This window comes from Pontixanthobacter aquaemixtae (assembly GCF_009827395.1).
GTDB lineage: Bacteria > Pseudomonadota > Alphaproteobacteria > Sphingomonadales > Sphingomonadaceae > Pontixanthobacter > Pontixanthobacter aquaemixtae.
Window position 1 is genome coordinate 1,187,114 of sequence record NZ_WTYX01000001.1, and the last position, 25,677, is coordinate 1,212,790.

Below are 25,677 nucleotides of genomic sequence, written 5' to 3' on the forward strand. Positions count from 1 at the left end.
CTAACCGGCAGCCGTGTCTTATTGGTCCTGCAGCTCTGCAGCGGCCAATACAATTCCGAGGAAGCTTTCAGCCGTCAGGCTTGCACCGCCAACCAGCGCGCCGCCCACTTCGTCAGCCGCGAGAAGCTCCTTGGCATTATCTGCATTTACGGAACCGCCGTAGAGGATGCGGACCTGATCGGCCATTTCTTCGCCATAGAGATCGACAAGCAAGGCTTTGATCGAACGGTGCATCGCGCCAATATCGTCCACTGTCGGTGTCCGGCCCGTGCCGATTGCCCAAATCGGTTCATAAGCGATCGTCAGAACTTCATCGGCATTGTCGAGCGTTTCGGGCAGCGAGCTTTTGAGCTGGCGTGCGACAAAGCTCTCGGCCTTGCCCTCGTCACGGGTTTCCTCGGTTTCACCGCAGCACAAAATGACGCGCATTCCGGCTTCGATCGCCGATTCGACCTTGGATTTGATCAGGGCATTGGTTTCCCCGTGATCCTGGCGCCGTTCGCTATGGCCCAAAATTGCAAATTTTGCGCCTGCATCCGCCGCCATCGAGGCAGAAATGTCGCCAGTATGCGCACCGTCCGCTCCGGGCGAAACGTCCTGCGCACCAACGCCGATCTGTTCGACTTCACGGTGAACCGCGTGAATCAGAGTGAAAGGCGGCGCCAGCGCCACTTCCACTTTCATCACACGCTGCGAAGTACGGTCAATCGCGCGCGCTTCAGAAAGCATGGCGCGCGTGCCATTCATTTTCCAGTTGCCAACAATATAGGGCCGGTCGGCCATATCAAATTCCTGAAATAGTCTAAAATGCGGGCGGATGACTCGTGCCATCCATTTGGTCGCCACTTATATGGGGTGTGTGGACAGGTCCGCTAGACGCAACGAGCCAATAGGTCAAAAGACTTTCCAACCTGTTGCGGGGAGGACGCAGGCCAGATAAAGGCCTGCACATACAACGAACCCTCCGGAGATATAGTCCGGACCAGACCGGACGCAAAAGACACCATGATCCAGTTTTTCCGCAAGTTCTTCCAATCGAAAGTCGGAATCGCCGTAACCCTGGCATTTCTCGGCCTGATTGCCTTCGCCTTTGCCAGCGCGGACGTTTCCAGCACCGGCACATTCGGCGGCGTATCCGGCGGTGATCGCGTGGCCGTTGTCGGCGATGAAAAGATCAGCACTTCGGATTTGAGCCGCGCGGTAAACAATGCCGTGGACAGCATGCGTCAGCAGAACCCGACAATTTCGATGGAAGCCTTTCTGGAGCAAGACGGCCTGGAGCAAGTGCTTGACCAAGTGCTTGAACGCGCCGCGATTTCCGGATTTGCAGATAAATACGGCCTGCGCGCGGGTACAAATCTAGTGAATAGCGAGATTATCTCCAGCCCGGCCTTTCGCGGGGCTGACGGTAATTTCAGCGAAGAAAGCTATCGCCAGTTTCTGACGCTGCGCCGTTTGAACGACACCATCGTGCGCGAGGATTTACGCTCCGGCTTGCTTGAGCGTCAGGTGATCATCCCGTCGGGCCTGGGTAGTGTCGCCCCGGACAAATTTGCCTCGCGCTATGCCGCGCTGCTCAAGGAAACGCGCAAAGGCTCGATCAGCATTGTCCCTTCCAGCGCATTCGCGCCTTCGAAGGACCCGAGCGATGCGCAGTTGAAGGCCTTCTACGAAGAATCAAAGGGCGACTATATCCGCCCTGAGCGGCGGACCATCCGCTACATCACCTTCGGCGACAATGAATTGGGCAAGCTCCCCGCGCCGACAGAGCAGGAAATCGCGGCCAATTACGAAGAAAATCGTGAACAATTCGCGGCCAGCGAAGAACGCACCATTACGCAGATGATCGTTCCCACCAAACAAGCGGCTGACGCGGTTCGCAACCGTGTTCAGGGCGGCGCAACCCTCGAAGTGGCTGCGCGCGAGGCCGGCCTTACAACCGCGAAACTGGGCCCGGTATCGCGTTCGGATTATGCATCGCAATCTTCCGCGGCGGTTGCCAAGGCAGTGTTTGAAGCCAACAACAAAGCCATCGCCGTTCCCGCGCGGAGCGGATTGGGTTTCCACGTCGTCCGGATCGACGCGATTGATCGCCAACCGGGCAAAAACCTAGATCAAGCTCGGGCCGAAATCACCGCCGCTTTGCGCGAACAAAAACGCCGCGCTGCGCTGTCCGATCTTGCCGCGCGAATCGAAGAGCAAGTCGATGACCGCGTTTCGCTGACCGATATCGCTGCCGAGCTGAAAGTGGATATTGCCACGACCAAGCCGGTGACCGGTGCGGGAACCGTTTACGAGAACCCGCAAGAACAGGTTCCGCAAATTCTGGCTCCAGCGCTGCAATCGGCATTCCAGATGGAAGAAAGCCGGCCGCAGCTTGCAGAGATCGTCCCCGGGCAAACCTTCCTTGTGTACGAAGCGTCAGACATCACGCGTTCTGCCGCTGCACCCTTGGCTGAAATCCGCACTCGCGTTGTCGATGCGTGGAAACTGTCCGAAGGTTCTAAAGGCGCGAAGGCTGCTGTTGACCGGATCATGAAGCGCATTGCCGAAGGCGTTGCAGTTGCCGGTGCGGTTGCGGCGGAGAAATCGCAATCACGCTTCCCGCCCGTTGATGAGATCAATCTGAACCGCGAACAATTGGTCGCGCTGGGCGGAAATGTACCCGCGCCGCTCGCATTGTTGTTCAGCATGGCCGAAGGCACCACAAAGAAGCTTGAAGCCCCCAACAATGCGGGCTGGTTCGTGGTGCAGCTTGAAGACATTGAAGAAGGCACAATCTCGAAAGAGGACGAGCTGTTCACCCAGACCAAGCAGAGCCTGGGGCCCATGCTGGGCAGCGAGTACAGCGAACAATTGCGCTCGGCGGTCCTCACCGAAATCGGGACGGAAACCAATGAGGCCGCAATCGAAGCCGTGCGCAAGCAGCTCGCTGGCGAGAATTAAGGCGGCTTGATCCTCCGCACATTGCCTTATGTCCCAATCAGCGAGTTTCCGCCTAGCCAATGCCGATAAAGCTCGCGAACAGCTGGCCGCGGGGAAACCGGCGCTTGTCTGGCGCAAGATCATTGCGGACGCCGAAACTCCGGTTGGCGCGGCGACCAAGCTGATCGAACCCGAACGCGGCGATTTCCTGCTCGAATCGGTAGAAGGCGGTGAAGTGCGCGGGCGATACAGCTTGCTCGGGCTGGATCCCGATCTGGTGTTTCGCGCATCGGGCGAGACGGCAGAAATCAATCCCCGCTGGAAACAGGATCGCAGCGCTTTTGAACAATGCGAAACCGGAACGCTTGGCGCGCTCAGGCAGCTGGTCCAGCAATGCCGCATCGACGTGCCTGAAGCGCTTCCCCCGGCCCTCGCCTGCCTTGTCGGTTATTTCGGATATGAAACCATCGGCCTCGTCGAGAAACTACCGCGCGCTGCTGAAAACCCGCTCGAACTGCCCGACATGCTGTTTGTCCGCCCGACGGTTATTCTGGTGTTCGATGGCCTGACCGAAGAATTGTTTGCCATCGCCCCGCTATGGAATGACGATGCCGATCCAGAGCGCCTGATCGAGCGTGCGGGCGACCGGATTGACGAAACTCTGCGGCGTTTGACCAAACCCGGGCCGGCGGCTGCGGCGCAATCCGATCTGCCAGACATGGCGCTCAACCCCACGATGGAAAGGGCCGATTACGCAGCGATGGTCGGTAGGGCGAAATCCTACATCGAAGCGGGCGATATTTTTCAGGTGGTGCTGGCGCAGCGTTTTACCTGCCCCTTCCCGCTTCCCCCGCTCGACCTTTACCGCGCACTGCGCCGGGTAAATCCGTCACCGTTCCTGTATTTTCTCGATCTGCCCGGTTTTGCCGTGGTTGGCTCCAGTCCCGAAATTCTGGTGCGCGTGCGCGATGGTGAAGTGACGATCCGGCCCATTGCCGGAACCCGGCCACGCGGGGAAACCGCCAGCGCGGATCGCGAAGCCGAGGCGAGCCTGCTCGCCGATCCGAAAGAGCGCGCGGAACATCTTATGCTGCTTGATCTGGGCCGCAATGATGTGGGCCGCGTGGCCAGGGAAGGAACGGTGGAAGTCACCGATAGCTACACCGTCGAACGTTACAGCCATGTGATGCATATTGTCAGCAATGTGGTGGGACAGCTTGCGCCCGAACATGACGCGCTCGACGCGATGTTCGCGGGCTTTCCGGCGGGTACGGTCAGCGGCGCGCCCAAAATACGCGCCTGCGAAATTATTGCAGAGCTGGAGCCGGAAACGCGCGGCGCCTATGCCGGCGGGGTCGGCTATTTTGCGCCCGATGGCTCGGTCGATAGCTGCATCGTGCTGCGCACCGGCGTAGTTAAAGACGGCACGCTGCATGTTCAGGCAGGGGCCGGAATCGTTGCAGACAGTAACGCCGAATATGAACAGCGCGAATGCGAGGCAAAAGCCGGTGCGCTGATTGCCGCAGCAAACGAGGCCGCACGGGTAGCCGGCGAACCGGGATTTGGACAATGAAACGACTATTGATCCCTGCAATTGTTCTGATGCTTTCGGGCTGCAATCCGGAACCTGAAGGCGAGCCTGTGCTGCGCACCGAGATCGGAAGCGGCGTTGCCGAGGAAACCGCAAGCGCCCCCGCGCGTGATTCCGCCTGCCGCAAAGCAACCTTTGAACAGCATTCCTTCACCCATTGCATTGCCGATCCCGCCAAGCATCGGATCACCACTGCGCTGGGTCCCGATGGCGGCACGCCCTATCGCAGCCTAGCCAATCTGGCCGCCGGGCGATCCGCCGATGCGCCGCTGGTCGCCTTTGCGGTCAATGGCGGAATGTTTGGCGATGACGGCAAGCCGATCGGATACTACGTCGAGAATGGCGACCGCATGAAAGAACTGAGCCGCGCCGACGGGCCGGGCAATTTCCACCTCAAGCCCAACGGTGTTTTCTACGGAACCGGCGACAAATGGGCCATCCGCACAAGCGAAGATTTCTATTCGAATGTGGGTGATCGCCCGCAATTTGGGACGCAATCGGGCCCGATGCTGGTCATCAAGGGCAAGCTGCACCCTGAAATTGCCGAAGATGGCCCATCGAAGGCTATCCGCAACGCAGTGGGCATTGACGCGAAAGGCCGCGCGCATTTTGTCATTTCAGACAAACCTGTGTCATTTGGCGCATTGGCACGCTTCTACCGCGACGAGCTCAAGACTCCCGACGCTTTGTTTCTTGATGGCAATGTCTCGGCGCTATGGGATCCGGCAAGCGACCGGCTCGATCTGGGCGCCGCGCTAGGACCGCTCATCGTGGTCGAAATGAAAGAATGATATGATGGATTACAGCCGCACGCTTTACCCGCCGATCGAGCCCTATGAAACCGGCATGCTCGATGTCGGTGAAGGCCATTCGCTTTATTTTGAACGGTCGGGCACGCCGGGCGCGAAGCCAGCAGTATTCCTCCATGGCGGCCCTGGGGGCGGAATGGCGCCTTCGCATCGCCAGCAATGGGATCCCGAGCTGTATGATGTGTTGCTGTTCGATCAACGCGGCTGCGGGAAATCAACGCCCTTTGCCGAGATCGAGAACAACGACACATGGCGCATTGTCGAGGATATCGAGCGGCTGCGCAAAATGTGCGGGCATGACGCGTGGCAGGTCTTCGGCGGCAGCTGGGGCGCAACGCTCGCCCTTGCCTATGCGCAGTCGCACCCTGAACGCACCACCGAACTGGTCCTGCGCGGTGTCTTTCTGGCGCGGCAAAAGGAAAAGAACTGGCTTTACAAATACGGCGCGAGCGAGATCATGGCCGAACAATGGGATGCATTCTCCGGCCTGATCCCAGATGATGAACGCGGCAATCTGGTCGAAGCCTATTACAAACGGCTGACCAGCGATGATGAGCAAACGCGTCTTTCCGCCGCGCGCGAATGGTCGCTTTGGGAGGGCAATGTCGCGACTTTGCTGCCCGACGAAGATCTGCTCGGTGAATTTGCTGATCCATCCAAGGCGGTTCCCTTCGCTCGCATCTGTGCGCGGTACTTCCTCGAAGATTTCTTCCTCGAAGAAGCACAATTGCTCAGCGGCGCAGACAAGCTGAAAGGCATCCCCGGCATTATCGTGCAGGGCCGCCACGACATTTGCACCCCGCCCACTTCGGCATGGGAGCTCAAGAAAGCATGGCCAGAAGTCGATCTTCGGATTGTGCATGACGCCGGCCACAGCGCGGGCGAGCCGGGCATTATCGATGGCCTCGTGCGTGCGACCGATGAACTGGCGGGCAAGACTGTCTGACAATGCCGCCAGCTTTCCTTGCTTGATTGCGCGCGGGAGACAGGCAAAGGCGCACCTATGATACTCGTCATCGACAATTACGACAGTTTCACATTCAACCTGGTCCATTACCTGATGGAACTGGGCGCGGAAGTGCGCGTGGAGCGCAACGATGCGATGTCGGCGGCCGATGCGATTGCAACCGGCGCGCGCGGGTTTCTCATCTCCCCCGGCCCGTGCACCCCGAATGAAGCGGGAATCAGCCTCGATCTGGTTGCCGCCTGCGCTGATGCGGAAAGGCCGCTTCTCGGCGTGTGCCTTGGGCACCAATCGATTGGCCAGCATTTTGGCGGCAAAGTCGTTCGCGGCGGTTTGATGCACGGCAAAACATCGCCCGTCATGCACGACGGAACCGGTGTGTTCGAAGGCCTGCCCTCGCCCTACACCGCCACCCGCTATCACTCGCTGATCGTGGAAGACATTCCCGATGTGCTCAGCGTCAATGCGACCAGCGAAACACCGGGTCAGGACGGAGAGAAAGTGATGGGGTTCCACCACCAGACGCTGCCCATTCACGGCGTGCAATTTCATCCCGAAAGCATCGCGACCGAGCACGGGCATGCCTTGCTCGCCAATTTCCTGCGCATTTGCGGCATGACGCCGAAGGAACTTCCATGAAAACGCTCCCTCTCGAAGTGCCGCATATGAACGAGGCCGAGGCTGAAGATGTGTTCGGCTGGATCCTCGACGGCGAAGCGAGTGACGAGGAAATTGGCCGCTTCCTGCTGGCGATGACCGAACGCAGCGAGACGGCGGAGGAAATCGCGGGCGCAGCGCGCGCTTTGCGGGCGCGTTTGATCCCGATTGCGGCGCCCGAAAACGCGATCGATGTGTGCGGCACCGGCGGCGACGGGCATCATACGCTGAACGTTTCAACCGCGGTGTCGTTGGTCGTAGCGGCAAGCGGCGTTCCGGTGGCCAAGCATGGCAACCGCGCGGCATCTTCCAAATCGGGCGCCGCAGACACGCTGGAGGCGCTCGGGCTCGACATGGATGTGGCCGGGGCAACTGCCGAAAAGACTCTCGCCGAACTGGGCATCTGCTTTCTGTTCGCGAAAAACCACCACCCCGCGATGGGGCGGATTCAGCCGATCCGGCAAAGGCTGGGCAAGCGGACGATTTTCAACCTGATGGGGCCGCTATCCAATCCTGCCGGTGTAAAAAGCCAGCTGATCGGAATTGCACGGCCCGCCTATGTCCCGATCTATGCCGCGGCCAAAGCTGCGCTGGGCACCAAGCGGACCATGATTGTTTCGGGCGATGAAGGGCTCGACGAACTGAGCCTCGCCGGCGGAAACGAAGTCGCCGATGTGCAAGGCAGCGAATTTGAAATGAAACGCGTGGATGCGTCTTTGGCTGGTCTGCCGCATGCACCGGTAGAGGCCATCCGAGGCGATGATGCGGCGCATAATGCAGCCGCGCTTAAGGCTCTGCTCGATGGCAGCCCCGGCCCCTATCGCGATGCGGTGATTTTCAACGCCGCCGCGTCGTTGATTGTTGCGGGCATGGCCACGGATTGGGCCGAAGGCGCCGCGCAGGCACGTGAAGCTCTGGATTCGGGCAAGGCAAAGGCCCTGCTGCAAAGCTGGATTGCGATGACGCAATGAACAAGCTTGACGAAATATGCGCGACCAAGCGGGACGAAGTGGCAGCGCGTAAAGCCGCCAATTCGCTCAGCACCTTGGAAGCACGCGCCAGCGAACAGAGTGCACCGCGCGGTTTTCACGCTGCGCTCAAGGCCAAAGCAGAACGCGGCTTCGGCCTGATCGCCGAAATCAAGAAAGCCTCCCCTTCCAAAGGCTTGATCCGCGAAGACTTCCGCCCTGCCGATCATGCACGCGCATATGCAGCTGGCGGCGCGGCCTGTTTGTCTGTGCTGACCGACGCGCCCTATTTCCAGGGGCATGAGGATTTTCTGATCGAAGCGCGCGCCGCCTGCGATCTGCCTGTGCTGCGCAAGGATTTCATGGTCGATCCATGGCAAGTCGCCGAAGCGCGGGCGATTGGCGCGGATGCGATCCTGATCATTGTCGCCGCTCTCGATGATGGCGTAATGGCCGAAATAGAGGCCGCCGCAATCGCACATGGCATGGATGTGCTGGTCGAAGTGCATGACGAGGAGGAAATGGAGCGCGCGGCTTCGCTGAAATCACGACTGATCGGGGTGAACAATCGCGACCTCAAACGTTTTGTCACCGATTTGGGTGTTACCGAACGCCTCTCGAAACTGGCTCCTGAAGGCACGTTGCTGGTGGGTGAAAGCGGTATTGCGAGCCATGCTGACTGCAACCGCCTCGCGCAGTCGGGCGTGCGATGTTTCCTTGTCGGCGAAAGCCTGATGCGGCAGGCCGATGTCGAGACGGCGACGCACGCCTTGCTCAACGGCTAGGCAAAGCTCTGTCCTACTCGCAACGCCTGTGGCACAAGCGCCCCATGCGATCACATTTCAACATCAGATGTTCAGCCCGCAAGCAAGCCTTGCGCGCTGCCGGGAATTTTGCCTTTGAACAGTGGTCCATGTGGTCCGTCTGTTCAATAAAGAGCGCAGAACTATGAATGGCCTCACGCATCTCGATGACGAAGGCAATGCGCGCATGGTCAATGTCGGCGGCAAAGCAGAAACCGCTCGCACGGCGACTGCGACGGGCACAATCACGATGAGCAGCGCGGCATTGGACGCCATTCGCGACGGAAATGTCCCCAAGGGTGATGTGCTGGCGGCAGCGCGGATCGCGGGAATAATGGCTGCAAAAAAGACATCGGAGCTGATCCCGCTTTGCCATCCGCTTGGCCTAGATGCGGTCGAAATCGCATTTGCGTTTGAAAGTAATGCGGTGAGAGCCACCGCGACAGCATCGCTAACCGCAAAGACCGGCGTGGAAATGGAAGCATTAACAGCTGTTTCCATCGCGCTTTTGACAATTTACGATATGGCAAAAGCCATCGACAAAGGCATGGTGATCGAAGGCGTCAGGCTGCTTTCGAAAACCGGCGGTAAATCGGGCGATTGGCACGCCGGTCAATGATACCGCCCATCCCTTTGCACGAAGCACAGGCGCGGTTGCTTGAACTGGTACGCCAGACACCGGTTGAAACGGTGCCATGCGAGGATGCACTTGGCCGCTATCTGGCAGAGCCGGTTCTTGCAGGCCGCCGCCAGCCATCTGCAGACCTGTCAGCAATGGATGGTTTCGCGGTCGCTGCAGATGGCCCCTGGCGGATTGTGGGTGAAAGCCGCTGTGGCGCTCCCTTTGAAGGCACGCTCAAGCCCGGGGAAGCGACGAAAATATCGACCGGCGCGCATATGCCGGTCGGGGCAGACGCCGTTGTCGTCATTGAAGATGCCGAATTGGGCGACGCGAACAGCTTGCGCGCGGCCGAGACACCAGTGCCGGGCCGCCATATCCGCCGCGCCGGAGAGGATTTCGAAGCTGGCTCGCGCATTCTCGATGCCGGAACGCGGGTGATGGCGCCGCAAATAGCGCTCGCCCGCATGGCCGGGGAAAGCGCGCTGCGTGTTCGCGCGGTTCCCAAGCTTTCCATTCTGGAATGCGGCGACGAACTGGCAGAAGATCAGGCCGATTGCGCCGCGCATCAGATCCCGGCCACCAATGGCGCCATGCTGCGCGCAATGGCGAAGGCCGAGCGGGTGCACATCGAACACGGGCCGCCCGTTGCCGATAATCTGGACAGCCTCATCGCAGCTGTGGAGGCGCAATCCGCCGCCGATCTTCTGGTCTTCAGCGGCGGAGCCTCCGTAGGCGATCACGATCTCGTCCGGCCGGCGCTGGAACGATCAGGCGCCAATATCGACTTCTGGCGCGTCGCCATAAAGCCGGGCAAGCCGCTGATGGTCGCGACACGCGGCAGCCAGATTATCCTTGGCCTGCCCGGCAATCCGGTCTCCAGCTACGTAACTGCATTCCTGTTCATGCTTCCGGCTCTGCGCAAAATGCTGGGCGCCGAGCGCTGCATCCCGCATCCGCTTGCCCTACCTTGCAGCGAGGCATTGCCCGAAGGCGGGCCGCGGCGGACGTTCATTCGTGCGAGATTGGAGAATGGAACAGCGGTTCCGCTAGCCCAGCAGAGCAGCGGCGCCTTGGGCGCGCTCGCCCAAACCGATGTGTTGATCGAACGCGCGGAACATTGCGCAGCCACCGATGCGGGCGCGCATGTGCCTGCCTATCTCCTCGGAAACGGCTACCTAGCTTGACCTTTCGCCATAAGTTGCCTAATTGTTCCGCATTCGTTCACCGTTCGGTACCGAATCACAGGAAGCGATCAAGGAGCATTCCGCAATGCTGACGGCAAAGCAGCACGAACTTATCCGCTTTATCCAGCAAAGGCTGGAAGAAACCGGCATTTCCCCATCTTTCGAAGAGATGAAAGAGGCGCTGGATTTGAAAAGCAAATCGGGCGTCCACAGGCTGATTTCCGCTTTGGAAGAGCGCGGCTTTATCCGGCGTTTGCCCAATCGTGCGCGCGCTTTGGAAGTGTTGAAAAACCCGGAAGATGTGCTTCCCGGCGCTGCCCCCAAAGCTGCCAATGATGTTGTTGCAAAGACCACATCTGCGCCTGCTGCTGCGCCTGAGCCGGCAAATGACGTGATTGAATTGCCATTGCATGGCCGCATTGCGGCGGGTGCTCCGATTGAAGCGCTGGAAGGCCAGAGCAGCTTGCCTGTTCCTGCTGCGCTGCTCGGCCCAGGCGATCACTATGCGCTCGAAGTATCGGGCGACTCGATGATCGAAGCGGGCATTTTTGACGGCGACTTTGCATTGATTAAACGCACCAATACCGCGCGGGATGGCGAGATCGTGGTGGCTTTGGTCGACAACGAAGAAGCAACGCTCAAATATCTCCACCGTGATGGTGCAAAGGTGCGGCTTGATCCGGCCAATGCCAGCTATTCAGCACAAGTGTATAATCCGGGACAGGTGGAAGTTCAGGGCAAGCTCGCAGGGCTGCTGCGGCGCTATCACTGATTGCGCGGCGTGTAGCGGTTAGCGCCGATTTGCGCGCCACCAGCCATGCTCTCCTTGTGAATCGGCAACACTGTCAAAGCTCTCGTTCCCGAGATCGATCGCCAATCCGCCGGTTGTGTCGAGCAAGTTGCGGTCGGCCTTGAGCCATTTGGGCTTGCAAGAACGCGGCAAGTACCGGTCTGCAATGACAATATCCGCCTGATCACATGCGGCGGCGAGCGCCCTCGCCTCGACCCGGTTGTTGCTTCGCGCCATAAGGATGCGCCAGCTACGCTCCCCGCGCACAAGCGGGATGACACAAAAGTCGCGGCTGCAATCGGCCTCGGGCCACTCGGCCAGCGGCACCGGAACGCCATCCATCCCCGCCAGTTCCAACAGATTGTCGCGCGCATAATCGCTCCGGCTTTCGCGCAGGACCAGCAACTGATCGCCCTCCCCCGCTATCCCGACATGCCTGCCATCTCCGGACACCAGAATATCGGGGACCGGCCGGAACAGGAAGATCAGCGTCGCAATGCCGGCAGGGAGAAATCCAAACAGGCGAACCCGCCCGCGCCACAGCCCGATCCACAGTCCGCCCGCAAGGAACAGCGCAAATATGCCCCACCCCATCTCCGGCATCAGCTTCACAGCCCCCGGCTGGTCCGCGGTGAAATGCGCAATCCCGATCAGCAGGTCGAGCGATTTGCCCGCCAGCCACCACACCGGCGCACCCAGCCCGAAAATATCAAGCAGCAGCGCCAGCGCGATCAGCGGCATCGAAGCAAAGGTTGTGAGCGGGATCCCGATCACATTGGCGAAGGCGCCGTAAACACCGGCCCGGTGAAAGTGGAACAGAACAATCGGCATCAGTGCCAGCTCGATCACGAAACCCGTTGCCAGCAGCATGGCCGCCCGCCGCCCGCTTCGCGCCAGCCAACTTTCCTCTCTCGGCGCGAGGAATGCCTTTACCCGCGCCGTATTGTGCAGCGCGACGATCGCGAGCACCGCAGCGAAACTCATCTGGAAACTCGGCCCGATAAGCGATTCAGGCCACAAAACCAGCACAAACAGAGCAGCAACCGCAACCATTCGCAGCGACAACGCCTCGCGGCCCAGCGCGAGTGCAATGAGCACCAACATCGCGCCAACGCAGCTGCGCACGGTCGGGACTTCGGCACCGGTAAGCAGCGTATAGCCAATCCCCGCCAATGCCGCGACGCATGCCGCCACCAAGGGCAGCCGCACCCTGAGCGCGAGCCATTGCCACAAGGCCAGCAGCTTGATCGCCAGCAAATAGGCCGCGGCAATAACCGCGCTTACGTGAAGCCCGCTGATCGAAAGAAGATGGGTCAGCCCCGCATCGCGCATCGCCTCTTCATCGGCATCGCTGATCGCGCCGCGGTCGCCGCTGGCCAGCGCTGCGGCGATGGAGCCCGCCGATCCGTCCAACCGGCTGCGCACATGCGCGGCAAGCGCCCTTTGCGTGGCGGCCAGTCTATCGCTAGATCTCGCAGCTTCGACAATCTCGATGTCACCGAGCACCGATCCCGTCGCAGCAAAGCCCTGAAACCACGCCGAGCGCGCAAAGTCATACCCACCAGGCAACATTGCCGGTGCAGGCGGCATCAGCCTCGCGCGCAAACGGATGAGTGCACCTTCCGAAAGGCCGCCTTGGTCTTTCGCAATTGGCAGATTAACGCGGACTTTGCGTGCCCTCCCTGTTTCCGGATCACGAGACGCCAAAACAAGTCGCACGCGGTCTTGCGCCGGTTGCTCGTCCCGTTCGAGTATGCGCGCTTCGAAAACGGTGACTTCCGGGCGGGCAATAGCTTCTGCGCCGATCATTTCCGAGCGGACCCAGATTGCAGTACAACCCAATGCAAACATCACCGCAATCGCCACCACCGATCTCTGGATTTCCACCCTGTCAGTGGCATCGCGCCATGCCGCCACGGCTCCCAACGCGGCAAGGCTGCAGACACCGATCAACGCCGCCCATTGCCATGCATGGCCCAATGCGAACCACGCTGCTATCCCCGCGCCAAATGCCACTGTCAGCCACGGGCCTTTGTCGAATCCCGCCTCGCCCAAAAACCGGTTGATCTGGCCGAGAATACTGGACATTTGCGGTGCTTTGGGCCAAGTGCGCTGCACTGCAGCATTCCCGGTCTCAACGGCTTTTTCCGGCGTTTCGTCAGCCCCGTTTTCCAAGGGTACAAGAACGTCGTCAGCAGCCATGACCACTATTGGATAGGAAATCACTGACTATGGCAAGCAATAGAGGGCCAATAAAAGGCGAAGTTGTTACTCGCTTCGCGCCCTCGCCAACCGGCTTTCTTCATATTGGCGGAGCGCGAACTGCCCTGTTTAATTGGCTGTTTTCGCGCCATTACGGCGGAAAATCGCTGCTGAGGATCGAAGATACGGACAGGAAGCGGTCAACTCAGGAGGCAATTGACGCCATTCTGGATGGACTTTCCTGGCTTGGCCTGGAGTATGACGAAGAACCCTTCTTCCAATCCCAGCGTGCCGATCGCCATGCGGAAGTGGCGCAGCAATTGTTGGCCAGTGGCCATGCCTATCGCTGCTATGCAACGCCCGAAGAGCTGGAGGAAATGCGTGCGCAGCAGCGCGCCGCAAAGCAACCCATGCGCTATGATGGCAGGTGGCGTGACCGCGACCCGTCGGAAGCACCCGAAGGCGCTAGCTTTGCTGTACGACTGAAGACACCGACCGAAGGCGAGACATCTATCGACGATCTCGTTCAAGGCCGGGTGACAGTTCGCAACGAAGAGATTGACGATTACATCATCCTTCGCGCTGACGGCACGCCAACCTATATGCTCGCCGCCGTTGTCGATGATCATGATATGGGCTGCACGCATATCATTCGTGGTGACGACCATCTGAACAACGCGTTCCGGCAGTTGCCGATTTACCACGCAATGAATGCGATCGAAGGCGGATGGGACGATCCAACCTACGCCCACATTCCGCTGATTCACGGCAATGACGGTGCAAAACTATCCAAACGGCACGGTGCATTGGGGGTCGATGCCTATCGCGATGAAATGGGCATTCTGCCAGAGGCGCTGTTCAATTATCTGCTGCGCCTTGGTTGGGGGCATGGCGACAAGGAAGAATTCACGCGCGAGGAAGCGATCGAGCTGTTCAGCCTCGACGGGGTCGGCAAGAGCCCATCCCGCTTTGACATCAAGAAGCTGGAAAACTTCAATGGCCATTACATGCGCGAAGCCGACGATACGCGGCTCGCTGAAATAGTTGCCTCGCGCCTTGGCGCAGAAGCGAATGTCGATTTGCTGGCCAAAGCCATGCCGGTGATGAAGACTCGCGCGAAAACCATTGACGAACTGGTCGATGGTTCGCGCTTTCTGTTTGCGACGCGGCCGCTGCAAATGACGGAGAAAGCAGCAAAATTGCTTACCGATGAAGGTAGACAATATTTGTTTGCGGTATCCCAACGATTGAAATCTGAAAATAACTGGACAATTGAGGCTCTCGAAGCCAGTACAAAGGCACTCGCCGAGGACCTTGAACTGGGCTTCGGCAAACTGGCGCAGCCAATGCGCGCTGCGCTGACCGGAACGACAACGTCACCCGGAATTTTCGATGTGCTGGTCCTGTTGGGACGAGACGAGGCGCTCGCGCGGATTGACGCGCAGGCAGTTGCGCCAAGTCGCGATTGAACCAGACATGATTGAACGGGCAAAGGAGAATGAACTTGGCGGATGAACAGGCAAAACTGGCGCTAAACGGACAAGACCACGAATATCCCGTGCTGAAAGGCAGCGTCGGGCCAGACGTGGTGGATATCCGCAAATTGTACGGCCAGACGGGCGCCTTCACTTTCGATCCGGGGTATAAATCAACCGCCAGTTGCGAAAGCGCGCTGACCTATATCGATGGCCAGGAAGGAATCTTGCTCCATCGTGGTTATCCTATCGGACAACTGGCTGAACATTCCAGCTTTATGGAAGTCGCCTACCTGCTGCTCAATGGCGAGCTGCCTTCTGGCGATGAGCTTGCGGACTTCGACAACACCATCACGCGGCACACAATGCTGCACGATCAGCTACGTCAGTTCTACCAAGGTTTCAGGCGTGACGCGCACCCGATGGCGATCATGTGCGGCGTTGTTGGTGCGCTCTCTGCATTCTACCACGATAGCACCGATATATCCGATCCAGAACACCGCAAGATCAGCAGCCACCGATTAATCGCAAAAATGCCAACCATCGCTGCGTGGGCGTACAAATATGCGATCGGGCAGCCATTCCTTCAGCCTGATAACTCGCTGAGTTACACCGGCAACTTTCTGCGAATGACCTTCGGTGTTCCAGCAGAAGAGTACGAAGTTGTACCCGCCGTTGAGAAAGCAATGGACCGGATTTTCATCCTCCATGCCGATCACGAACAGAATGCGTCAACTTCGACCGTCCGTTTGGCCGGTTCGTCGGGCGCGAACCCGTTCGCCTGTACCGCAGCGGGCATAGCCTGCCTGTGGGGCCCGGCACATGGCGGCGCAAACGAGGCGGCGCTCAACATGCTGCGTGAAATCGGTACGCCCGATAAAATCGCACATTATATCGAGCGCGCGAAAGACAAGAACGATCCGTTCCGCCTGATGGGCTTTGGCCACCGCGTTTACAAAAACTACGATCCCCGTGCGACGGTGATGCAGAAAACCGTTCGCGAAGTGTTTGATGCGTTGAAAGTCAGTGATCCGGTCTTCGAAACAGCCCTGCAGCTCGAAGAAATGGCGCTGAATGACGATTATTTCAAAGAGAAGAAGCTGTTCCCCAATGTGGACTTCTACTCTGGCGTGATCTTGTCTGCGATTGGCTTCCCGACAACGATGTTCACCGCTCTATTCGCTCTCGCCCGTACGGTCGGTTGGGTCGCGCAGTGGAACGAAATGATTTCCGATCCGGCTCAGGTTATCGGTCGCCCGCGTCAGCTCTACACCGGGCCAACGCAACGCGATTATGTTCCGGTAGACAAACGGTAATCCTATTTCCCTGCTTCGGCAGCGGGCAGATCAAGTATAAAGCGCGCTCCTTCACCGGGCGCGCTTTTTACTTTCAGGTCACCGCCCATCGCGCGCGCAATGCGGCGGGAAATATAGAGGCCGAGCCCCGAGCCGCCATCGCCGGTCCGGCCAAGCCGTTCGAATTTCTCGAAGACGACCGCTTGCTGGTCATCGGTAAGCCCCGAACCTTGATCGCTGACCGTCACGCGCGCACCCGATCCGGTTTGCGCTACGCCGATTTCCACGGTGGATCCCTCGGGTGAATAGCGGATCGCATTGGTCACGAGATTGAGCAGTATCTGCAGCACGCGCCTGAATTCCGCGGTCGCCGGGCAAGTGACATCACTCGCTGGGGCAACAAGCTTGATCTTGTTCTCCATCGCCCGGACATTGAGGATGCCGACCGCGCGGCGCGCCACATCGGCTGCATCAATCTGATCCGGAGCGGTTGTGAAGCTTTCAGATTCAACCACTTCAAGATCGGACAGATCCTCGATCAAAGCCATCAAGTGCTGGCCTGCCGACGCAATATCGGACGCGTAATTGCTATATTCCTCTGCCAGAGGGCCTGCCATTTTCGACCGGATCGTCTCGGCATTGGCGATAATGCGGGCGATCGGTTGCCGCAGCACCGGCGACAGATCCCTGCCTATAGAGTGCATCGTTTCCGGCTTGGTTGCCGGCTGCGGTTTGCGCCGGTCGATCAGCGGGCGATTGGGCACCAGATAGAGATCAAATCCGCTGCTTCCCGGCTCTGGCTGGCCCAGAGGGATCAGGCTGGCGGTCCAAACCCGGTCAGACCCTTCGATCCGGCATTCCGCGCCATCGAGCAGGCGCCAATGGAGAGGCTGCTGGTGCGAGTTGCCCGGAAAGGTGACAAATTCTGTCCAGGGATGGCCGCGCGACTGGCGCATCCGCGCGGTCAGATCAGCCAAATCGCGCGCTTCGCTCTCTACCGTCAAAACGCCTTGTTTGGCATCGAGCCGCGCCGTCAATTCAGAGATGGATTGGTCAATATCCCGCTTGCGCGCCACCTCTGCCGCCTCTGACTCGTCGGGCAGCGGAGAGGTTTGCCAACTGGCAACGCCGATAAAGCATCCGCCTTCCTCGCGTCCGGTTGGTGTCGCCTCGACCCAGGCGCTCACGATTTCATCACCCGTATGGGCGTGGACGGTGCGCGCGAGGCGCAGGCCGGAATCGGCAACTTTTTGAACCAGTTCGCGCAGTTCGGGAATCGCTATCACGCCGGGAATTTCGCCGCCGCAATGCTGCTGGAGCGAAGCGAGCGGTTCCTGCGCTTCAATCAACCGGTTGGCGCTGTCAGTCCGCGCACGAGCGATAAATGATCCGGATAGCGAGCTCATCAGGTCAACCCGCCGCCATTCCGCCAGACGCGGCAAGTATTTCCGCCGCGCGATCGCGGCGCAGCATGTCGAAGCCTTCGGGCAAAGCTATTTCCGGATGGATATAGAGGAATTGCTCTTCCACTTCTTTAGGCTTGAGACCAGCGGCACGCAGCGACAGCGCGAGCCGGCCGACTTGCCGGTCATTGGTGGAAAGCACGGCGATTTCGCGATCCTGGTTCGATCCCAGCGCCAATGCCGTCAGGAAGATGGCAACGCCAGCGTGCGAAACCGAAAGTGCGGCCATTGCACCGCTGCTCATTCCTGAAACCAACCGCGACAGGAGCCCCAATCGGCTGGCTCCTTCGTCATAATCCGCGCGCAATTTCATTTCCGCCAGCGCGGTAATCTCGTCGAGGCCTTCGCCGGCATGGGTACGCCATGTCAAAACAGCTGCGTGGAACAGATCGCCGGGCAGCTCTTTCAGTGGAAGCTCCATGCGCCCTTGCTGCTGGATAAAGCGCGCCTGCGCCGCCAGAACCGCCATGGCAGTGCTCGAAACAGCGCCGTCATCCGAAGCGATCATGGCCTGGGTCAGGGGCGACAGGACCGGATCGATAGTGCTGCGTTGTTGGAGGGAAAGCGCCAAATTCCGCTCCACCGCGAGCGAGTGGCAATGCGCGAGGAATTGCGTGTTGCCGAGCAAATGCGCGATCAAATCCTCGGCCTGCGACCGGATGAACCCCAAAATGTCGTCTTCGCCGGCCTCTTTTGCCTGCGCGAAGAGCATTTGCGCGGCAACGTGAGAGGCCATTCCGCGAACCTGCGCGACGATCTCGTCGCTGAATAGCGAATTGTCCGGGCTGGCAACCAGATGGCCGATGATTGGCGCAACTGTTCCGAGCACAGCATCACCATGCGCAAGCTCGTCGCGCAGGATCCCCTCCACTGGAATGTCAGCTGACTGGTTCATAGCCGTTCCGTCCATCGCACCGCTTTAGCGCGACATGGTTAATCGCCCGTTAGCTTGACCGAGTAAGATTGAACCAACAGGGCGATCAACAAAAATGCGGCAAGCAATTGAATTACAACAGTTAATTGCCCAAAAGCCAGACCAACCCCGAGAATTCCCGACAACACGCCCCGATCTTCGAGCAATTCTCGCCATTTTCCGGGCCTTGAAGGTGCGGTAGAAACCACACCAAGGCGCAGCAACCCGAAGAGCATCAGCACGGCAAACAATGCAGCCGTTTGCGCGGCCGGTTCGACAGTCTGAATCACCAACACCATCAGCACGAGGTCCAACACCGCCGGTGGCAATTTGGCCAGTATCTTGCCGCCTTTGGTTTGATCCCCGCTGCCGCGCAATATCGCCGATATCGTCAGGCTGAAGCGCGCCGCAAAGGCAGCCAATGCGGCGGCCACAAAGCCTGCGATCGGAAAACCGAAATATCCACTCACAAGCGCGAGCGCCAATAATGCATATCCAAGCCCGCCAACGGCGCGCGCGGCGCTGATGGGCCGGTCATGGCGCTTCAGCACGGTCAGCGCCGCTCGATCCGCCGCCGCGGTGACAGGGGCGACAAAACTCGCAGGCTGAGCCGCATTGCCGAGCCAGCGTTTTTCAAACTCCTGCAGCTTCCCCTGCTCCTGAACCAAAATCCATTGGTGATCGGCAATTGCATGATCGGGAAGCGGAGCGGTCTTTGTTCCGGATTGCAAAGCCAGTCTCAGCAAGCTGGACTGCGGATCAATATCGGTCGGCATCTGAGCCAATTGCTCAACCAATGCTCCGCTCGCCAGCATCAACCCGCCCCATGCAACATCGCGATCAAGCCGCTCAAAGCCTTCAGGAACAGCGGTTTCCGCGGGCAGAATGACAACTTTTCGGCGTCCAACCAGAATTTCTTGCGCCAATTGACTGTCAAACGCCAATCCGTCCGCAATGACCAGCAGTTCATCGGCGGAACTAACCAGGCCTGAAAGCGGCCTGAAGTCACGGATCGTTTGGAAGCGAACGCCAGCCCTTTCGGCCTTTTGCTGCAACGAAATCAGTTCCGGATGCAGCGTTTCAGACAGGCACACGACAGTTTCGCATTGGTTCGCCAACGCGAAATCAAGCTGCCGCTCAAGCACAGTGCGCCCGCCTATCCGCGCGAATGCACGCAGCTTGTGGCCATCACCTGATAGCGTTTCAATTGAAGATAACAGCGCGACCCGCACCCATACGCTCCCTTTTCAGGAGCACGTGCTTAGGCGGGCACTCGCGTCGTGCCAAGCGCCCTTAACTGTGGTCGCTTACAAAGTCCTGATAGAAGGCTTCGATTTTCCGGATGATAACCGGCTCGCCGGGCGCAGATTCGAGCGCTTCCGCCGACAATTTCAGCAATTCTTCTGCATGGAAACTGGCAGCCACCCCTTTCAGGCGAAGCGCGGCCATGTTCCAGTTTCCGTCGCAGCGTGATCGTTTCAGAAAGTCGATCTGGCGTTCGACGCTTTCCGCGAATGCATTGCGCAATTCGGCCATCAGCGCAGGGTCTTCCCCCGCTGCCGCAGCCAAAGTCGCATCAAGAGTGCCGTTTTCATACAACATGACGATCCGAAATACGCTCCACGATGTTAAGATGGGGTTTCACCCTGTGGAAAAAGTGCTAGATTCTCCACATGACCGGGGAAACCAACTTACGAGCTGTTGGCAGTAATGAACCGCAAGATGCGGATATTGATGCCAATTCCGAAGCGCATGACGAAGTTTTGTCGTTGACCGAGGAGGTTGATGACGAATGGGATTATGAACAACCGGCCCGTTCGCGCCTTGGTTGGATCGTTCCCGCAGCGGCAATATTGACGGCAATCGGCTGGACCGCATTTTATGGGTGGGCCCATCAGTCTGAACTGCTTTCCGGTGGTACACCGCAGCAATGGACAGGCTGGATCACAGCGTGGTCGATTCCGGTTTTGCTGATCGTATCCTTTTGGCTGCTGGCAATGCGCAACAGCAAGCGTGAGGCCGAGAAATTCGGCGCGATGGCGCATATGCTGTCGGAAGAATCCGCCTTGCTCGAGCAGCGTTTGCTGACCGTCAACCGAGAGCTCAGCCTTGCGCGCGAGTTTCTTGGATCTCAATCGCTGGAACTGGAATCGCTTGGCCGCATCGCCAGCGAGCGTCTGTCCGAACATGCGGACCGGTTGCAATCGCTGGTCCGCGACAATGGCCAGCAGGTCGATGCAATCGCCAGTGTCAGCACCACTGCGCTGGAAAATATGGGCAAATTGCGCGACGATCTGCCGGTCATCGCCAATTCTGCCAAGGATGTTTCGAACCAGATCGGCACTGCCGGACAAACCGCTGAGAACCAGATTGCCGGCCTCGTGTCCGGATTTGAACGGCTCAACGCGTTTGGGAAGGCAAGCGAGGATCAGGTCGACTCAATCCAATCGAAAATCGAAGCTGCGCTCGCTACATTCGAGGCGCAGACAGCCGAGATGGAGGATCTCGCCGAAACCCGTTTCAGCGCACTACGCCAAAAGAGCGACGACTTCCGAACAGAGCTCGACAGCCGCGAAGTTGAAGCCCTGGCGGCAATGCGTCGCCGCGCCGATTCCCTGGCCGAAGAATTCGCCAAAACGAAGGAAGGTCTCGACACCGAGGAAGAGGAAGCGCTGCGATCTTTGCGAGCGCGCCTCAACTCGCTGCGCGAGGAAGCCGGAACAGTCAGCAATTCATTGCAGGAAAGCGAAGCCAACGCGCTTGCAAGCTGGGAATCGCGCACTGCCACTTTGAAGCAGCAACTTCTGGACGCGATTGACGAGGTCACGCGCATTGACCAAACCGCTATCGGATCCGCCAATGCCAAGCTCAATGCCTTGCGCGAGGAATCCGAAGCGATTGATGCCGGGTTCAAGCAGCGCGATGAGAAGCTGCTCGAACAGCTCAACACCCGCCGGCGCATTCTGTCGGAAAATGAAGAACAGGCGATTGAATCGCTCTCCGCCCGCCTCGAAAGCTTCGATGAAGCCATTGCCGAGCGCCAGGAAGCGCAGAGGAGCGAATCCGAACAGTTCGCCCAGCGCAGCGAGGCGATTGCCGAACGCATCGATAGCCTGCGAACGACACTGACCGAGATGGCTGAGCTCGGCTCGCAAACAGAAGCAAGCCTCACCCAAAGCGTGCAAGGTATCGCTGCGGCACTTTCCCAAAGCCGGGAACAGATCGATGGAACCGATCAAGCCGTCAGCCAGCTGACCGATGCCAGCGTTCGTCTGCTGGAACTTATACAGGCAAGCGCTCAGCACAGCGCGGTCGATCTGCCAGAGGCTCTGACAACTGCCGAGGAACGTCTGATAGAGGTGCGCGAAAGTGCCGAAAGCCTGAAAAGCGTGGTCGGCGAAGCCAGCGACAAGGGCGAGGAGCTCTCGAACTACGTCCTGGCCGCGAAGGAAACCAGCGAAGCATCTGCAGAACAGCTCGACGCGCTGCGTGAACGCGTGGCGGATTCCAATGCCGAAACGCAAGAAACGCTCACCAATCTAACAACCGGCTTGGGCAAATTGAGCGAAGAAAGCGACCTGCTGTCAGCAAAGGCTCAGGATCAACTCCGGCAAGCGATTACCGCGCTGGAGGAAGCGGCTCGCAATGCTCCGGCTACAGTTGAGACGCGTCTCTCGGGTAGCATTCATACGGTTGCTGCCAATTTGAGTGCACGCGCGCGAGAATCGCTCGACAAAGCGCTGCAAGACGCATCGCGCGACTCGATTGCGAAGCTCGAAGATGCGGCATCGCAAGCAAGTGCGGCAAGCCGCGACGCTGCAATCCACCTGCGCGATCAACTCACCAAAGTAGACGAGTTGGCTGGCAATCTGGAAAATCGCGTCGCCCGTGCCCGGGAACAGGCTGAGGAGCAGGTTGGCAATGATTTCGCCCGGCGAATGGCGATGATTACCGAAAGCCTCAATTCAAATTCGATCGACATTGCCAAAGCCATGTCGAACGATGTCACCGATACGGCTTGGGCTTCCTATCTGCGCGGCGATCGCGGCATCTTTACACGCCGCGCGGTGCAACTGCTTGGCAGCACAGAAGCGCGCGATATCGCCGAGATTTATGATGATGATCCGGAATTCCGCGAGAATGTCAGCCGGTACATCCATGACTTCGAAGCAATGCTGCGCAGCATGCTTTCCACGCGTGACGGCAACGCGCTGGGCGTAACGATTCTCAGTTCCGATATGGGCAAGCTCTATGTCGCACTGGCGCAATCGATCGAGCGCCTCCGCGAGTAAGCGTTAAGTCGGCGTACTGAGCAGTTCCTCGAACAGATTAAGCGCGTCTGCGCCGACCCAGCCATAGATGTAATTGAGCACGAACAATGCTGTCAAAATGGCAGCAACGATTGACGCGCGGAAAGCATGCCGCCCGGGCTGGAAATTTGCAGGCGCGCTATCGGCCTGACCGGGCACCTTGGCAATGCCGGCCTCGTCATGCGTTTTCACTCCGAAAGGGAGCATGATGAACGCGCTCATCACCCAGATAAGCGCATAGATCGCGACGATAGAGGTAATTTTCATGGCTTCATCCGCCGGTTAGCATCACTTTGACTTGCGGCCGTTTCCCGCTCCAACGTTGCGCCGCTCTGCGCGTGGCAAGTCGGGCGGCTTCTGCAATCGCGCCTGCATCGCTTCGCGCGCTGCCTTTGAGCTTTTTCAAGGCATCCGCGATATCCGATTTTGCTTCGGCGATGAAGTCCTCATGGTCCTCATCAAGCGGCAGTCCCAGCGCCTCGATACTTGCCCTGCCCTTGGGATCGAGCGCAACGACGACAACGCCATTATAGGCCATCCGCCGCCTCATCGCGATCGATTCGCCATCGGCCGGAACAATTAGATCGCCATCCAGAACCAGGCGCCCTGTACGAGTTTGTGCCAACCGGGAAGGTTTGCCCGGCGCCAGGCGCACAATGTCGCCGTTTTTCTGAAAGAGGTTATGCGGAATCCCCGCGGCACGGCCAACGCGAGCCTGCTCCTGCATATGGCGTATTTCGCCATGAACGGGAACGAGCACTTCCGGCCTGAGCCAGCCATACATCGCCTCAAGCTCTGGACGCCCCGGATGCCCCGAAACATGGATTGCGCTCTGCCGCTCGGTCACCATCACGATGCCGCTATCAGCCAGCTTGTTTTGTATCTTCCCGATGGAGATTTCGTTGCCGGGGATCTGCTTGCTCGAAAACAGCACGACATCGCCAGCAATCAGTTCGAGCGGATGGTTGGATTCAGCTATTCTGGACAAAGCCGCGCGTGGTTCGCCCTGACCGCCGGTTGCAACAATCATGATTTCGCCGCGCGGCAGGCCCATCGCGGTGTCAAAATCAACCGGATCGGGGAAGTCGAGCAAGTATCCATTGGCTTGCGAAACCTCGAGAATCCGGTCGAGCGAACGTCCGGCAACGCAAATCTGACGGCCATTGGCTTTCGCTACCTCGCCAAGCGTGTGCAGCCGCGCCACATTGGATGCAAAGGTGGTAACCAGCACGCGCTTGCCTTTATGGCGTGCCACTTCGTCCATCAGGCCTTTATAGACGGCCCCCTCTGACCCGCTGGGTTCGGGATTGAACACGTTGGTGGAATCGCACACCATCGCGAGGACGCCTTCATCGCCGATCACGGTGAGTTCTTCCTCGGTCGTGGGTTCACCGACGATTGGGTCCTCATCTAACTTCCAATCGCCCGTGTGGAATATCCGCCCATATGGCGTATCGATGACCAGCGCATTACCTTCTGCGATTGAGTGCGCTAATGGGACATAATTGACATCGAACGGACCAACGGAAAAGCTGTCCGTACCCTCAATCACGTGCAGTTCGACCTCGTTGGTAATCCCCGCTTCTTCGAGCTTGCGACGGATCAGCTCGGCAGTGAACGGCGTCGCATAAAGCGGCACGCCCAGATCAGCGGCGAAATAGGGGATCGCGCCGATATGGTCCTCATGCGCATGCGTCAGAACAATGCCCGCCAGATCATCGAGCCGTTCCTCGATGAATTCCAGATCGGCGAACACCAAATCGACCCCTGGATACTCGTTGCCGGAGAATGTCATGCCCAGATCGACCATCAACCATTGGCCATCGCAGCCATAGAGATTGACGTTCATCCCGATTTCGCCCGAGCCGCCGAGCGCGAGGAAGAGCAGTTCGTTTTCGGGTGTGTAGTCTTTCTTCACGAAGCCGCCCGGTTGGCCAGAATCGCAAGTCCCTGGATCGTCAAATCCGCATCAACTTCATCGAAAATCTCGGTATTGTCATCGAACAGGATCGCAAGCCCGCCGGTTGCAACGACTTTCGCGGGCCTGCCTATTTCAGCGCGCATTTTCTCGATCAGGCCTTCCATCATCGCGACATAGCCCCAGAACACGCCGATCAGCATCTGATCCTCCGTATTGCGCCCGATCACGCTTTTGGTGTCGGGGGCCCGGATCGCAATGCGCGGAAGTTTGGCGGTTTTGCCGACCAATGCGTCGAGCGACAGATTTATGCCGGGTGCGATGATCCCGCCTTTGTAGGTTCCGTTGAAATCGAGCGCTTCAAACTTCGTCGCCGTGCCAAAGTCGACCACAATCAGATCGCCCTCGTACTTCTCGTGCGCCGCAACGCAATTCAGCGCGCGGTCCGCACCCAGGGTTTCCGGGCGATCAACGTCAATTTCGAAGCCCCAGGCCGCATCGCCCTTGCCCGCTATCAGCGGAGTGATCCCGAAATATTTCTGCGAAAGAACAGTAAGGTTGTGGTCAGCGCGCGGCACCACAGAGGCAAAGATGATCTGGGTAATATCCTCCCGCGAGTAACCTTCGATTTTCATCAGCTGGATCAGCCAGACGGCATATTCGTCACCTGTCCGGCGCGGGTCGGTCGCGATACGCCAGCGTGTCTTGATCTCGCCCCCGTCAAACAGGGCAAAAACCACATTGGTATTTCCGACATCGGCTGCAAGCAGCATAGTTCGTTCCTTCTG

Annotated in this window: 22 protein-coding genes; 13 read left to right on the plus strand and 9 right to left on the minus strand. The window is 58.8% G+C overall.

The features are described from left to right. Window positions 1–18: 18 nt before the first annotated feature. The gene (gene tpiA, locus GRI41_RS05745) at window positions 19–783 is read right to left on the minus strand and encodes a triose-phosphate isomerase (RefSeq protein WP_160603788.1); all 765 of its coding nucleotides are present in this window, start codon (window positions 781–783) and stop codon (window positions 19–21) included. Window positions 784–1,005: 222 nt separating this feature from the next. Here tpiA and GRI41_RS05750 point away from each other — a divergent pair, with 222 nt between their 5' ends. The 10 genes from GRI41_RS05750 to lexA all read left to right on the plus strand — a co-directional run bounded on the left by GRI41_RS05750 (window position 1,006) and on the right by lexA (window position 11,295). After that, the gene (locus tag GRI41_RS05750; protein ID WP_160603789.1) at window positions 1,006–2,946 is read left to right on the plus strand and encodes a peptidylprolyl isomerase; all 1,941 of its coding nucleotides are present in this window, start codon (window positions 1,006–1,008) and stop codon (window positions 2,944–2,946) included. Window positions 2,947–2,974: 28 nt separating this feature from the next. Then, window positions 2,975–4,498, plus strand: a complete 1,524-nt coding sequence (gene trpE, locus GRI41_RS05755; RefSeq protein WP_160603790.1) for an anthranilate synthase component I — start codon at window positions 2,975–2,977, stop codon at window positions 4,496–4,498. Then, complete coding sequence (locus GRI41_RS05760; protein ID WP_160603791.1) at window positions 4,495–5,307, plus strand: phosphodiester glycosidase family protein; 813 nt, start codon at window positions 4,495–4,497, stop codon at window positions 5,305–5,307. Before trpE ends, GRI41_RS05760 begins: the two co-directional genes overlap by 4 nt. A gap of 1 nt (window position 5,308) precedes the next feature. Continuing rightward, a complete protein-coding gene (pip, locus tag GRI41_RS05765) occupies window positions 5,309–6,271 on the plus strand; it encodes a prolyl aminopeptidase (RefSeq protein ID WP_160603792.1) in 963 nt (320 codons plus the stop codon). 57 nt (window positions 6,272–6,328) lie between these two features. Further along, a complete protein-coding gene (locus GRI41_RS05770; protein ID WP_160603793.1) occupies window positions 6,329–6,928 on the plus strand; it encodes an anthranilate synthase component II in 600 nt (199 codons plus the stop codon). Next, window positions 6,925–7,917 carry an anthranilate phosphoribosyltransferase gene (gene trpD, locus GRI41_RS05775; RefSeq protein WP_160603794.1) on the plus strand — a complete coding sequence of 331 codons (993 nt, stop codon included), beginning with the start codon at window positions 6,925–6,927 and terminating at the stop codon, window positions 7,915–7,917. The genes GRI41_RS05770 and trpD overlap by 4 nt, the downstream gene beginning before the upstream one ends. Continuing rightward, window positions 7,914–8,699 carry an indole-3-glycerol phosphate synthase TrpC gene (trpC, locus tag GRI41_RS05780; protein WP_160603795.1) on the plus strand — a complete coding sequence of 262 codons (786 nt, stop codon included), beginning with the start codon at window positions 7,914–7,916 and terminating at the stop codon, window positions 8,697–8,699. The genes trpD and trpC overlap by 4 nt, the downstream gene beginning before the upstream one ends. Before the next feature lie 163 nt (window positions 8,700–8,862). Then, the gene (gene moaC, locus GRI41_RS05785) at window positions 8,863–9,336 is read left to right on the plus strand and encodes a cyclic pyranopterin monophosphate synthase MoaC (RefSeq protein ID WP_160603796.1); all 474 of its coding nucleotides are present in this window, start codon (window positions 8,863–8,865) and stop codon (window positions 9,334–9,336) included. Further along, the gene (locus GRI41_RS05790; RefSeq protein WP_160603797.1) at window positions 9,333–10,523 is read left to right on the plus strand and encodes a molybdopterin molybdotransferase MoeA; all 1,191 of its coding nucleotides are present in this window, start codon (window positions 9,333–9,335) and stop codon (window positions 10,521–10,523) included. Before moaC ends, GRI41_RS05790 begins: the two co-directional genes overlap by 4 nt. 85 nt (window positions 10,524–10,608) lie before the next feature. Next, window positions 10,609–11,295, plus strand: a complete 687-nt coding sequence (lexA, locus tag GRI41_RS05795; RefSeq protein ID WP_160603798.1) for a transcriptional repressor LexA — start codon at window positions 10,609–10,611, stop codon at window positions 11,293–11,295. Between the two features lie 18 nt (window positions 11,296–11,313). On the opposite strand, the gene GRI41_RS05800 is transcribed toward lexA, so the two are convergent. Continuing rightward, on the minus strand, window positions 11,314–13,515 hold the full coding sequence (locus tag GRI41_RS05800; RefSeq protein ID WP_160603799.1) for a ComEC/Rec2 family competence protein: 2,202 nt from the start codon (window positions 13,513–13,515) through the stop codon (window positions 11,314–11,316). A gap of 29 nt (window positions 13,516–13,544) precedes the next feature. Between GRI41_RS05800 and gltX the strand changes: the two genes are divergently transcribed. Next, complete coding sequence (gene gltX / locus GRI41_RS05805) at window positions 13,545–14,984, plus strand: glutamate--tRNA ligase (protein ID WP_160603800.1); 1,440 nt, start codon at window positions 13,545–13,547, stop codon at window positions 14,982–14,984. Between the two features lie 29 nt (window positions 14,985–15,013). After that, complete coding sequence (locus GRI41_RS05810; RefSeq protein ID WP_160603801.1) at window positions 15,014–16,306, plus strand: citrate synthase; 1,293 nt, start codon at window positions 15,014–15,016, stop codon at window positions 16,304–16,306. A gap of 2 nt (window positions 16,307–16,308) precedes the next feature. Here GRI41_RS05810 and GRI41_RS05815 read toward each other — a convergent pair whose 3' ends face one another. From GRI41_RS05815 to GRI41_RS05830, 4 genes are all read right to left on the minus strand, one after another. Next, window positions 16,309–17,691 carry a sensor histidine kinase gene (locus tag GRI41_RS05815; RefSeq protein ID WP_160603802.1) on the minus strand — a complete coding sequence of 461 codons (1,383 nt, stop codon included), beginning with the start codon at window positions 17,689–17,691 and terminating at the stop codon, window positions 16,309–16,311. A gap of 4 nt (window positions 17,692–17,695) precedes the next feature. Beyond that, the gene (locus tag GRI41_RS05820) at window positions 17,696–18,643 is read right to left on the minus strand and encodes a hypothetical protein (protein WP_160603803.1); all 948 of its coding nucleotides are present in this window, start codon (window positions 18,641–18,643) and stop codon (window positions 17,696–17,698) included. A 38-nt stretch (window positions 18,644–18,681) separates the two neighbouring features. Continuing rightward, on the minus strand, window positions 18,682–19,806 hold the full coding sequence (locus GRI41_RS05825; protein ID WP_160603804.1) for a hypothetical protein: 1,125 nt from the start codon (window positions 19,804–19,806) through the stop codon (window positions 18,682–18,684). Between the two features lie 148 nt (window positions 19,807–19,954). After that, the gene (locus GRI41_RS05830) at window positions 19,955–20,263 is read right to left on the minus strand and encodes an Hpt domain-containing protein (protein WP_160603805.1); all 309 of its coding nucleotides are present in this window, start codon (window positions 20,261–20,263) and stop codon (window positions 19,955–19,957) included. A 71-nt stretch (window positions 20,264–20,334) separates the two neighbouring features. Here GRI41_RS05830 and GRI41_RS05835 point away from each other — a divergent pair, with 71 nt between their 5' ends. Further along, window positions 20,335–22,953: a coiled-coil domain-containing protein gene (locus tag GRI41_RS05835; protein ID WP_160603806.1), complete on the plus strand. Its 2,619-nt coding sequence runs from the start codon at window positions 20,335–20,337 to the stop codon at window positions 22,951–22,953. A 3-nt stretch (window positions 22,954–22,956) separates the two neighbouring features. Here the strand turns inward: GRI41_RS05835 and GRI41_RS05840 are convergent, their stop codons facing one another. From GRI41_RS05840 to GRI41_RS05850, 3 genes are read right to left on the minus strand one after another with little or no spacing between them, the layout of a single operon-like run. Then, window positions 22,957–23,238: a DUF1467 family protein gene (locus GRI41_RS05840; RefSeq protein ID WP_160603807.1), complete on the minus strand. Its 282-nt coding sequence runs from the start codon at window positions 23,236–23,238 to the stop codon at window positions 22,957–22,959. A 4-nt stretch (window positions 23,239–23,242) separates the two neighbouring features. Continuing rightward, entirely contained in the window at window positions 23,243–24,889 is a 1,647-nt protein-coding gene (locus tag GRI41_RS05845; RefSeq protein WP_328600518.1) for a ribonuclease J, read from the minus strand. Next, the gene (locus GRI41_RS05850; RefSeq protein ID WP_160603808.1) at window positions 24,886–25,662 is read right to left on the minus strand and encodes a type III pantothenate kinase; all 777 of its coding nucleotides are present in this window, start codon (window positions 25,660–25,662) and stop codon (window positions 24,886–24,888) included. The genes GRI41_RS05845 and GRI41_RS05850 overlap by 4 nt, the downstream gene beginning before the upstream one ends. Window positions 25,663–25,677: the final 15 nt, after the last annotated feature.

Excerpts from the sequence above, each read along its gene's own strand:
- tpiA (WP_160603788.1), bottom strand. The coding sequence starts at position 783 with ATGGCCGACCGGCCCTATATTGTTGGCAACTGGAAAATGAATGGCACG.
- GRI41_RS05750 (WP_160603789.1), top strand. The coding sequence starts at position 1,006 with ATGATCCAGTTTTTCCGCAAGTTCTTCCAATCGAAAGTCGGAATCGCC.
- trpE (WP_160603790.1), top strand. The coding sequence starts at position 2,975 with ATGTCCCAATCAGCGAGTTTCCGCCTAGCCAATGCCGATAAAGCTCGC.
- GRI41_RS05760 (WP_160603791.1), top strand. The coding sequence starts at position 4,495 with ATGAAACGACTATTGATCCCTGCAATTGTTCTGATGCTTTCGGGCTGC.
- pip (WP_160603792.1), top strand. The coding sequence starts at position 5,309 with ATGATGGATTACAGCCGCACGCTTTACCCGCCGATCGAGCCCTATGAA.
- GRI41_RS05770 (WP_160603793.1), top strand. The coding sequence starts at position 6,329 with ATGATACTCGTCATCGACAATTACGACAGTTTCACATTCAACCTGGTC.
- trpD (WP_160603794.1), top strand. The coding sequence starts at position 6,925 with ATGAAAACGCTCCCTCTCGAAGTGCCGCATATGAACGAGGCCGAGGCT.
- trpC (WP_160603795.1), top strand. The coding sequence starts at position 7,914 with ATGAACAAGCTTGACGAAATATGCGCGACCAAGCGGGACGAAGTGGCA.
- moaC (WP_160603796.1), top strand. The coding sequence starts at position 8,863 with ATGAATGGCCTCACGCATCTCGATGACGAAGGCAATGCGCGCATGGTC.
- GRI41_RS05790 (WP_160603797.1), top strand. The coding sequence starts at position 9,333 with ATGATACCGCCCATCCCTTTGCACGAAGCACAGGCGCGGTTGCTTGAA.
- lexA (WP_160603798.1), top strand. The coding sequence starts at position 10,609 with ATGCTGACGGCAAAGCAGCACGAACTTATCCGCTTTATCCAGCAAAGG.
- GRI41_RS05800 (WP_160603799.1), bottom strand. The coding sequence starts at position 13,515 with ATGGCTGCTGACGACGTTCTTGTACCCTTGGAAAACGGGGCTGACGAA.
- gltX (WP_160603800.1), top strand. The coding sequence starts at position 13,545 with ATGGCAAGCAATAGAGGGCCAATAAAAGGCGAAGTTGTTACTCGCTTC.
- GRI41_RS05810 (WP_160603801.1), top strand. The coding sequence starts at position 15,014 with ATGAACTTGGCGGATGAACAGGCAAAACTGGCGCTAAACGGACAAGAC.
- GRI41_RS05815 (WP_160603802.1), bottom strand. The coding sequence starts at position 17,691 with ATGAGCTCGCTATCCGGATCATTTATCGCTCGTGCGCGGACTGACAGC.
- GRI41_RS05820 (WP_160603803.1), bottom strand. The coding sequence starts at position 18,643 with ATGAACCAGTCAGCTGACATTCCAGTGGAGGGGATCCTGCGCGACGAG.
- GRI41_RS05830 (WP_160603805.1), bottom strand. The coding sequence starts at position 20,263 with ATGTTGTATGAAAACGGCACTCTTGATGCGACTTTGGCTGCGGCAGCG.
- GRI41_RS05835 (WP_160603806.1), top strand. The coding sequence starts at position 20,335 with ATGACCGGGGAAACCAACTTACGAGCTGTTGGCAGTAATGAACCGCAA.
- GRI41_RS05840 (WP_160603807.1), bottom strand. The coding sequence starts at position 23,238 with ATGAAAATTACCTCTATCGTCGCGATCTATGCGCTTATCTGGGTGATG.
- GRI41_RS05850 (WP_160603808.1), bottom strand. The coding sequence starts at position 25,662 with ATGCTGCTTGCAGCCGATGTCGGAAATACCAATGTGGTTTTTGCCCTG.